The 9,565-nt window shown below is 41.2% G+C and carries 10 protein-coding genes; 4 read left to right on the top strand and 6 right to left on the bottom strand.

Annotated elements, in window-relative coordinates:
* Positions 1–302: 302 nt before the first annotated feature.
* Positions 303–869, bottom strand: coding sequence for a DNA glycosylase (locus tag ABFV72_RS10750; RefSeq protein WP_347163632.1), 567 nt, complete (start codon positions 867–869; stop codon positions 303–305).
* 481 nt (positions 870–1,350) lie between these two features.
* Here ABFV72_RS10750 and upp point away from each other — a divergent pair, with 481 nt between their 5' ends.
* Both upp and ABFV72_RS10740 read left to right on the top strand, forming a co-directional pair.
* Complete coding sequence (gene upp / locus ABFV72_RS10745; RefSeq protein ID WP_057761878.1) at positions 1,351–2,010, top strand: uracil phosphoribosyltransferase; 660 nt, start codon at positions 1,351–1,353, stop codon at positions 2,008–2,010.
* 73 nt (positions 2,011–2,083) lie between these two features.
* Positions 2,084–2,833 (top strand): SDR family NAD(P)-dependent oxidoreductase, encoded by a 750-nt coding sequence (locus ABFV72_RS10740; RefSeq protein ID WP_347163619.1) that lies wholly within the window; start codon positions 2,084–2,086, stop codon positions 2,831–2,833.
* 69 nt (positions 2,834–2,902) lie between these two features.
* Here ABFV72_RS10740 and ABFV72_RS10735 read toward each other — a convergent pair whose 3' ends face one another.
* Entirely contained in the window at positions 2,903–3,583 is a 681-nt protein-coding gene (locus ABFV72_RS10735) for a hypothetical protein (protein ID WP_347163618.1), read from the bottom strand.
* A 222-nt stretch (positions 3,584–3,805) separates the two neighbouring features.
* Here ABFV72_RS10735 and ABFV72_RS10730 point away from each other — a divergent pair, with 222 nt between their 5' ends.
* Positions 3,806–4,780, top strand: a complete 975-nt coding sequence (locus tag ABFV72_RS10730; RefSeq protein WP_347163617.1) for an alpha/beta fold hydrolase — start codon at positions 3,806–3,808, stop codon at positions 4,778–4,780.
* A gap of 80 nt (positions 4,781–4,860) precedes the next feature.
* On the opposite strand, the gene ABFV72_RS10725 is transcribed toward ABFV72_RS10730, so the two are convergent.
* The 4 genes from ABFV72_RS10725 to tyrS all read right to left on the bottom strand — a co-directional run bounded on the left by ABFV72_RS10725 (position 4,861) and on the right by tyrS (position 8,060).
* Entirely contained in the window at positions 4,861–5,085 is a 225-nt protein-coding gene (locus ABFV72_RS10725) for a DUF1653 domain-containing protein (RefSeq protein WP_431192101.1), read from the bottom strand.
* Complete coding sequence (locus ABFV72_RS10720) at positions 5,086–5,607, bottom strand: DUF4411 family protein (RefSeq protein ID WP_347163615.1); 522 nt, start codon at positions 5,605–5,607, stop codon at positions 5,086–5,088.
* Between the two features lie 17 nt (positions 5,608–5,624).
* Positions 5,625–6,755, bottom strand: a complete 1,131-nt coding sequence (locus ABFV72_RS10715; protein WP_347163614.1) for an ImmA/IrrE family metallo-endopeptidase — start codon at positions 6,753–6,755, stop codon at positions 5,625–5,627.
* Positions 6,756–6,848: 93 nt separating this feature from the next.
* Positions 6,849–8,060 carry a tyrosine--tRNA ligase gene (gene tyrS, locus ABFV72_RS10710; RefSeq protein WP_347163613.1) on the bottom strand — a complete coding sequence of 404 codons (1,212 nt, stop codon included), beginning with the start codon at positions 8,058–8,060 and terminating at the stop codon, positions 6,849–6,851.
* A 143-nt stretch (positions 8,061–8,203) separates the two neighbouring features.
* On the opposite strand from tyrS, the gene ABFV72_RS10705 reads away from it, so the two are divergent.
* Positions 8,204–9,562, top strand: a complete 1,359-nt coding sequence (locus tag ABFV72_RS10705) for an anhydro-N-acetylmuramic acid kinase (protein WP_347163611.1) — start codon at positions 8,204–8,206, stop codon at positions 9,560–9,562.
* Positions 9,563–9,565 lie beyond the last annotated feature (3 nt).

Here is a 9,565-nt window from a genome sequence, read left to right as displayed (position 1 = left end):
AGCTTTCCAGCTCGTCTTGATGAGGTGCGTATTATAGACGGTTTATCTTTTGTGTCAACCCGTTTTATTAATGTTTTTAATCTTATTTTAATAGATAAATAAATCTGTATTTCTTTCAATGGGTTATCGTTTGATTAATTTCAATAGGTTTAGAGACTGACTATAGATGTGTCATTTACTATACTTTCTAACATCAAAAATGCTCAGCTTTACTAGATAAATACCTTTTACAATCTTTGATCTTTATCTTCTATTAAAGCAACCATTTCTCTATTTGAACTTTATAACTTACCCATTGAACTTTATAACTTACCCATCTTTTCAAAAAACGCCTTATACGCCGCTACTTTTTTATCCAACGATAGTGGATAAGCACGTGAAGTCGACGGTAACCTATATAAGGTTAGGTTATTCACATCAGCTTTCTGGTTATCTGTACTTTGCCATTGATAAGGGTAATCCATACTTTGATTGGTTTTCGGATGCTTTGATTTGGCAATCGGCTCGTCTAATAACCCAAGCAGTACTTCGGTCGCCTTTCCTCCTGTTGTAAACAATGACTCTACCTTTGGGACTTGCGGCAAGATAACCTCTAGATCAACAGGTGTGACTACTGTTAGATTTTTATCAGAAGCGTTACCCGTCTCACGAATGGCCTGCTTTACTGTCGGACAAGAAGCAATACCACGTTCGAACATAAAATCTCGAATGCGCTCAGGGTCAAAACGCTTCTCATCGCCTACTCTAAAGTAGTCAGCATCATCAAAAAATACTCGGCCATATATCCGCCACATATCATTATAAAAATTGGGATAATGAAAGCTCATCGCCCATTTATCAGCAGTCGGTGGAAACGTACCCATCATCATGACCGTGGCATTTGGCGGTAAGACAGGCTCAAAAGGATGGGTTTCGAGCTCTGTGGCTTTGTCATTAGACAATTTCGATTCAGTATCAGTGGTTTTTTGAGTGCTTGGTGTTTTTATAGTCATGATATTCTTCATCAGAAAAGCGGTTTTTTTGGTATCATAGCAAGTCTAAACACTACCTCACTTATAATCACGTTATATAGTCAAACTTAGTCGGTTCAATCAGTTGACTTAAACAGCGCGATATCATTTTACTTAGCCTGAATTGCTTAGGCTTTGATGGCAGCTGTGAACGCAAATATTGTCATTGTGATAAATGAGCACTGTCGTAAAGTAGTTTATTAGCTTGATTGTGAAGGGTTTAACTTTACTATTTATGAGCTGAAGATATGGTTAAAGTGCGGTAAGTGTTTGTATCTTTTATACTAATAGCAACCGCAGTAACTGCGCAAGCATCAGACAAGAAACCAAGAGAGTACCTATGAGTGACTTAAACAGCGATTTAAAAATTACGGTAATCGATCATCCACTAGTCCGTCATAAACTCAGCCTTATGCGCGAAAAAGACTGTAGTACTTATAAATTTCGTACATTGACCAAAGAGCTTGCGCGCTTGATGGCTTATGAAGCAAGTCGTGATTTTGAAATCGAAACGTTCCCAATGGAAGGCTGGTGTGGCGAAATCACTGGTGAGCAAATCATCGGTAAGACAGCAACGATCGTACCGATTTTACGCGCAGGTATTGGCATGCTTGATGGGGTGCTCGACTTGATCCCTACTGCTAAGATTTCTGTGGTCGGTCTACAACGTGATGAAGAAACATTGCAGCCAGTCCCTTTCTTTGAAAAATTCGTGAGCCACATGGACAAACGTCCTGCGCTGATCATTGATCCAATGCTAGCCACGGGCGGCTCAATGGTTGCAACCATCGAGATGCTAAAGAAAAATGGCTGTACTAATATTAAAGCATTGGTACTCGTGGCTGCACCTGAAGGCGTACGCTTAGTAAATGAAGCGCATCCTGACGTGACTATCTATACTGCTGCGTTAGACAGCCATTTAGACGAGCACGGCTACATCATCCCGGGTTTAGGCGATGCTGGTGATAAGATTTTTGGTAAGCAGCTATCTAATAGATAAATTGCATTAGGGTAAATAAAGCCGTCATCAAAATTATGGCAACAGCAGACAGTATCAACAATAAGGACAGATCATGAACGTATTGATTACAGGAGCAAGCGCGGGTTTTGGTAAAGCGTTGGCAGAGCGTTTGGTTGCTAACGGCCATCGCGTGATTGGTTGCGCCAGACGCCTTGATAAACTGAATGCTTTGGCAGAGACTTTAGGTGAGGCTTTTTTACCCGTGGTTATGGATGTGAGTGATACAGCTTCTATCCCTCACATCATTGCTGACTTGCCTGATGGTTTTAAACAAATCGATGTCTTGGTCAATAATGCCGGACTAGCACTAGGTACAGAGCCTGCACACAAGGCCAATCTTGATGACTGGATGCGTATGACTGATACCAATATTAAAGGCTTGATGGCGTTGACTCATGCGGTCTTGCCAGCGATGGTAGCTCGCGATAGCGGTTATATCATTAATGTCGGTTCGATTGCTGGTAGCTGGCCTTACTTTGGTGGCAATGTTTACGGCGCAACGAAAGCGTTTGTAAAACAGTTCAGCTTAAACTTGCGAGCGGATCTGATTGGCACCCAAGTGCGTGTGACCAATCTTGAACCTGGTAATGTGGCTGGCACTGAGTTTTCAAACGTGCGCTATCACGGTGACGATGACAAAGCTGCCAAGGTTTATGATGGCTTTAAAACCATGACAGGTGAAGATATCGGTGATATTTTGTTATGGCTAATTGAGTCACCTGCTCATATTAACGTCAACCGTCTAGAAGTAATGCCAGTCGCCCAGACCTATAATGGGCTGACGATAGCCAAGCAAAACTAATACTATTTGCCTTATTGGTTAACGTATTGGCGTTGATTATCGATATATTACTTATCAACACCAAACCTGTTAGCGTAATTCATAAGACCGAAGCAATATAGAGTCATCTATATTGCTTTTTTTTATGTCTTCAATAGCTTGCTCATTGACCAAACGCAAATCCTGAAAGTCCAAAATCAGCACTTCGTTACGCAGACGTTCGCTAGTGCGCTTGTTATGACGTATCGCAAACCCTAATACTTGCTTACCAGTGATGGTTATCTGATTAATAATTAACTTTGAAGTATTCACGGTCAGCTTTTGTGCCAGATTATGAGACATTTTCTGAGCATTTATTATTGCCGTTGCTGGATTTACCGTCGTGGTTAACGTCTTAGTCTGTCGTACACTTTTGGGCATATCTCCTGCAAAAAACAATACCTGACCTAATGGTAAATACTGCGCATGGCGTACTAGTTCTTGACGGAACAAGGCAGGCATATCTGTATTAAAACTGTCTTCTGTCTGCTGATAAAATGCGGTAAAGTTACGATGTAAATAACGCCCGAACACCGTAGTATTAATCCATTCTTGATAGACATCGTCTGCCAATAACTGCTTGGTAAAAGCACTGGCATCAATTGTGACCTCTCTACTCAAAGTAGCAGACAACATCGATAGCAAAAGCGCTTGCGGACTGGTAAATGTCTGCTGCTGCCATACTTGTGGATATAGGCTACTATCGAGTAATGGCAATGTTGATCTGCTCATGCACTTGTATCCTCATCGATAATTTCCAGCCCATACATAGACTGGTATCGTCTCACTGTTAACTTTTACCCTTAGCCAAATTCTATGCTATGGTCAGGTGACAGCTTTAATATAGCAGTCTTTTATTCGCGGTATAACTATTTTGTAGCGGTGTACTCTACTGCAATATTCTCTTAGCTAAATTGACCGAGACAGCTTAAAAAATCAAAGAGATATCACTCTATGAAAAAAGACCTCATACCCTTTCCTACTCCCTACCAGCTAAAGACCATTACTGTCCAAACAGCTGATGGAACGCTGTTGCCCGTCTCTGTCATTGGCAAAGGTAAACCTGTCCTATTAATGCACGCTTTTGGTATGGATGCGAGGCAATTTTTGCCATTTATTTTACCGCTCATTCAGCACTACTGTTTTTACTTGCCGCATTTTAGAGGGTTTGGTTTGGCCAGTAACCTAACGCTGCCAACGTTTGATTTTATTGAGCAATATGCACAAGATACCCAAGATGTATTTGAATACGTGAGTAAAGAAACTGGCTTTGAGGCTTTTCCTGTCGCCGCGATATCGATGGGAGCATTGGTCATGTGGGCGTATTTTCAGCGCTTTGGTACTCAGCGCGTGAGCCATTATCTGAACATTGATCAAGCACCGATTATTCATAATCAGCCAGACTGGCAAGGTGGCGGTGTATTTGGTACACGACAAACCGAATTGTTTGCGCAATTTACACAGTTAATTACCGACACTGCCCTTTATCTACAAGCCGAGCAAATGGTTGACTTCCGTCACCTGCCCTATCGATTAAAAGTAAACTTATTAGACATGGAGCGCTCTTTTTCTCTGCTCTCTGTCAGTAGCAAACCTTCGCAATTATTGGTAAAAGCCCTCAGTTATCGGGCACCGCACAAAATCTCATTAATGGAGCATGCGACTTGGCAACATAAACTGCGTTGCCTATCTGCTTATGTTGCGCTGCCCTACGATTACCGCGATGTGTTGCCCACTGTCAACATTCCAACTACCTTACTAATTGGTGCGCGCTCGCAGTTATATAATGCAGAGTGGCAACAGCGTTTGACCACTCTGCTGCCCAATGCGCACAGTATTATTTTGCCAACATCAGGGCATGCCGTACCGATGGATGCACCAATTAGTTTTTATAAAGTATTGAAAGAGTTTCTGAACGCTCAATTGTGAGTTTGCGATAATACACAAAAAAAACGACCTCAACGGGTCGTTTTTTTGCGCTAAATTCAATCTAAATCATTGGCTAAGTATTAATCATTTAATGGTTTGATCAATTCAAATCGCGGAATTTCTTTACCATCGACCGTGACCGTTTCAGCAAACATCGCAAGCGGACGTGCCCACACGCCATATTCACCGTATAGGCAACGATATACCACTAGCGATTCTTCGGTTTCTGAATGCTGCGCCGTATGCAAGACCTGATAAAGGCTACCTTTGTAATGGCGGTAAATGCCTTGGGATATTATGATAATTTAAAACCTCATACCTAAGTGAGTGAAGACTTCTAACCAATTGCTACAAGGAATATTTTTATAACGACAGACATCAGGAATTTTTAATTGAGTGTTTTTGCTTAATACTGGATTAGTAATATCTTTATTAAAGCCCTGTTCGCTAGTAATAACTTTCGCATTCTTGATAGATGCTACTGAGATGTTTGATAAGTCTTCATCTAAGTTATCTAGAAATGTTCCTTGCTTTTTAGTGATGAAAGGCACATTACTAGCTAAATCTCCTTTTAAGCTAATTAGAGCTTGAGCATAATCACTGTTTCTTATTACATCTACTTTCAGACGTTTTATGAAATCATCGTAATTGTTTCTAGGATAGCCAAACTGAACAAGCTTCCCTTCAACTTCTTTATTAATATGCTCAGATTGAATAAAACGTACTTGCCCTGCAATAACAGCAGACTCTAATCCATCCCATAGACCTGTAAAAGAATCATTAGGGTAATAACGATAGCATATATCTAATAACGCATTAGTATCCACACAACACATTAATGTCATTAGGTGAAGGCCTTCTTCTCTAGATGGTCTAAATCACTCATTTTTTCAATACCTAGAATTCTCATGGCACTACCTAAACTCAGTGCATCCTCCCAAACGGCTGAAAACACTTGCTGAATATAGATCTTACCAAAGTGATTATAGGTAGTATGTTTTTTATAACTAGCTCTGAAACCACTATCCTTTTCATCCATTTCTTTCTGTTTATTAGCAAAATATGTATTTAAGTCGTTCTGTGAGATTTTTCCCACTTGCTTTAATTGTATAGCAATCGCATCATAACTGACTTTAATAGCTTTTCGAATGTGCTCAATATTCTCGATTAATTGCTTTTTTTCATCATAAATTTCATTTATAACTGAAGTAGGTACTAATACATGGCCTGCTACTTCATTACAATAATTTTCAGTTTTATTGTTAGCTTCCAAAATATAGCCATCTAAAGCACTTTGTCTTAGACCTAAATGTACTAGTTCATGAATTAAAGTAAAGAGTTTTCTTGATGGAGTTTGACCAGATGTAATAATAACTATAATAGGTAAGACATCATAGAAAAGAGACAAACCTTCTGAACCTATACTAAGTCTAGACTTCTCTAGAACTAAAACATCTTTTTTCTCTAATAATAAGCGCCATGACTTATAGTAGTCGCTTCCTTCAACAGTCAAACGAGCGTTATCCACGTCTAGAAAATCTCGAATACGTTTAGCATCTTCCTGTGCATTATTTCCTAATAAGCTTAACTGGAAACCTCCAAGGCTTTCTTCGATAGCATCATATACATGTAATAAGTTCTCTCTATCTTTATAAACTTCACTAATCAGTTTATTTAGCTCATATAAATCCTCATCATCCGAATTCTTATCTGAGTAGTTTCTATGATCAATATACTTTGGGATATTTTTACTATAGACCTTATCCATTGTAAGATAATAGGTAGGTAGAATGAGAGTTTTAGCGATACTCTCTAACTGCTTCACAGTGAAAACTTCGGACTCTGTTTCACCTATGAGAACTTTCTTCAAATTAGTATTCGATTTTTTGGCAAGCAAATCTACAGATAGCGACATCTGTTTTCGATAATGAGTTAAAGCTTTAGGAGAATGTGTCACTAGCTGACGGCTTGCCATATATGTCTAAAATTCCTAATCAAATGAAAGTGGAGATACAATTAATATTATATCTCCATTCATAGTTCAAGTTTGTAAATGTATTATTTTAATTTAACCAACCGTTACTTTTGCATAAGCCTTTTTACCTGCCTGGATCACGACCGTTTGACCTGAGGTTAGACTAAAGCCACCATCAACGACTTCGCCATCTACTTTTACCGCGCCACGTTTTACCATGTCTTTGGCAGCTGAGTTGTTTTTAGCGAGCTTAGCTTGGTTCAGGATTTGAGTGATAAACAACGCATCTTGCCCTTCTAGATCCAACATAATTTCTGGCAAATCCACTGGTAGCTCGCCATCTGCTAAGACGTTACCCGCTGATTTGTGCGCATTGGCAGCGGCATCAGCATCATGAAAACGCTCGATTAACTCTTCAGCTAAGATACGTTTGATTTCTTGTGGGTTGCGCCCGTCTTTCATTTCGCGCATCAAGCCTTCCACTTCTTCCATTGGCTTAAAGCTTAAAAACTCAAAGTAGCGATGGATCAGTGTGTCCGGCATCGACAGGATTTTTTGATACATGGTGCCTGGTGCGTCGTAGATCGCGACATAGTTGCCCAGTGATTTGGACATTTTATTGACACCATCCAACCCTTCTAAGATTGGCACAGTGATACAAACTTGTGGTTCTTGGCCATAGCGTCCTTGCAGCGTGCGACCCATTAGCAAGTTAAAGGTCTGATCGGTACCACCAAGCTCAACATCGGCTTTTAGGGCGATAGAATCGTAGCCTTGTACTAACGGATAAAGAAATTCATGGATAGAGATGGGCGTTTGTGATGCATAGCGTTTTGAAAAGTCATCACGCTCTAGCATACGCGAGACGGTTTGCTGACTGGCAAGCTGAATCATGTCAGCTGCGCTCATGTCATTGAACCATTCAGAGTTAAAGACCACGCGAGTCTTTTCTTTGTCCAAGATTTTAAATACTTGTTCAGCATAAGTCGTGGCGTTGGCTTTGATTTGCTCATCAGTCAACGGTGGACGCGTGCTGTTTTTGCCAGAAGGGTCACCAATCTTGGCCGTATAGTCACCGATTAGAAAATAAATCTCATGACCCAAATCTTGAAAATGCTTAAGCTTATTGATCAATACTGTGTGACCCAAATGCAGATCTGGTGCGGTAGGATCAAAGCCGGCCTTGATACGTAATGGGCGATTGAGCTTTAGCTTAGCCACTAAGTCATCTTCAGATAATATCTCTTGTGTGCCACGCTGAATAAGGGCCAGTTGTTCTTCTAGGGTGTAAGTTTGATTGCTCATGATGCTCTCTATATATCACTTTAATTGGGATTTTTATGAATGACGGTTACTGGCTCAACACCTTAGGAAGTTTAGAACCTCAAAAGGTTGGAAAAAATGCTAGAATTTGACGGATATACTAGCGTTTTTTAAGGTAAATTGCCATGACCAACCCCGCATCGATTGCTGATACTGACCATAATGCCCTCGCAGACTTGCTTATGAATAATGGTTTGGATAACCCTTCAGACGATATTGATGATTTGACCTCTGATAATTCGAACTATGCCACCTTAACGGATGCCCTTGAGCAAACCGTATTTGAAAGCTTCGATGATGGCTTATATATTGGCATGATGTCTGGCACCAGTTTGGATGGTATGGACGCTGTTCTTTGTCAGTTTAATTCTGAGATAAGCAACGAAGATAACACTCAACCGCCGATGCGACTGCTTGCAACCTATAGCCAAAACTTTCCGTCACGTCTGGGTGAAGTATTATTGGCATTATGTCAGCCGAACGGTGTGAATCAACTCGTACCAGAGGCCGATGAACCAAACAGTGAATTGGACTGGTTCGGCTGGGCAAGTCGTGCGTACGCTGAGTTCGCGAGCGAAGTGGTCAATACTTTATTGCAGCAATCAAATACCGATCCTGAGTCAGTGCTAGCGATTGGCTGTCATGGACAGACCGTACGCCATCGCCCGCAGATGGGATTCACGTTGCAATTGGTCGATGCCAATATTATCGCTGAGCGCACAGGTATCAGCGTGGTCAGTGATTTCCGACGTCGTGACATGGCGGTTGGTGGTCAAGGCGCGCCTTTAGTACCTGCATTTCATCAGGCATTATTTGCCAATCCCGATAGCACACGTGTGCTATTAAATTTAGGGGGGATTGCGAACATAACGGTCTTGCCAGCCAATGAAAAAGATCAAGTTGTTGGCTACGATACGGGTCCTGCCAACTTATTATTGGATGCGTGGATATCTTTGCATACTGACAATGCTTATGATGCAGGTGGCGCTTGGGCACAGTCTGGAACTCTCATTGAACCATTATTACAGCAACTTTTGGTACATCCATTTTTTGCTCAGTCTCATCCAAAAAGCACAGGTCGTGAGGACTTTAATTTAACTTGGTTGCAGGACGAGCTACAGGCTTTTGAGCAAGCCAATGCTAACATCAGTTATTCAGCCGCCGATGTGCAAGCAACCTTAACTGAGCTAACGGCTATCAGTGCCAGTACGCAAATCAATATGTTTGTCAGCCCTGCCAAAAACAGCTCAGTATATGTTTGCGGCGGCGGGGCATTGAATGACTATTTAATGACGCGTCTGCAAGCACACCTACCCCATTGCACAGTAAAAACCACTGAACATTTAGGGCTTGCGCCAACATGGGTAGAGGCCGTTGCTTTTGCATGGTTGGCCAGACAAACATTGATGGGTGAAACTGGTAATTTACCAGCGGTAACTGGTGCAAATAAAGGCGTGGTATTGGGTCAAGTATGTTTTGCCTGACCA

The sequence above is a fragment of the Psychrobacter proteolyticus genome (assembly GCF_039762275.1).
Lineage (GTDB): Bacteria > Pseudomonadota > Gammaproteobacteria > Pseudomonadales > Moraxellaceae > Psychrobacter > Psychrobacter proteolyticus_C.
The sequence above is the reverse complement of the archived record's forward strand: the minus strand, read 5'-3'. Positions and strand labels throughout refer to the sequence as shown.

What these genes read in the sequence shown, in the direction of transcription:
- ABFV72_RS10730 (WP_347163617.1), top strand. Translation starts at nt 3,806, where the DNA reads ATGAAAAAAGACCTCATACCCTTTCCTACTCCCTACCAGCTAAAGACC.
- ABFV72_RS10735 (WP_347163618.1), bottom strand. Translation starts at nt 3,583, where the DNA reads ATGAGCAGATCAACATTGCCATTACTCGATAGTAGCCTATATCCACAA.
- ABFV72_RS10740 (WP_347163619.1), top strand. Translation starts at nt 2,084, where the DNA reads ATGAACGTATTGATTACAGGAGCAAGCGCGGGTTTTGGTAAAGCGTTG.
- tyrS (WP_347163613.1), bottom strand. Translation starts at nt 8,060, where the DNA reads ATGAGCAATCAAACTTACACCCTAGAAGAACAACTGGCCCTTATTCAG.
- ABFV72_RS10750 (WP_347163632.1), bottom strand. Translation starts at nt 869, where the DNA reads ATGATGATGGGTACGTTTCCACCGACTGCTGATAAATGGGCGATGAGC.
- ABFV72_RS10705 (WP_347163611.1), top strand. Translation starts at nt 8,204, where the DNA reads ATGACCAACCCCGCATCGATTGCTGATACTGACCATAATGCCCTCGCA.
- ABFV72_RS10715 (WP_347163614.1), bottom strand. Translation starts at nt 6,755, where the DNA reads ATGGCAAGCCGTCAGCTAGTGACACATTCTCCTAAAGCTTTAACTCAT.
- upp (WP_057761878.1), top strand. Translation starts at nt 1,351, where the DNA reads ATGAGTGACTTAAACAGCGATTTAAAAATTACGGTAATCGATCATCCA.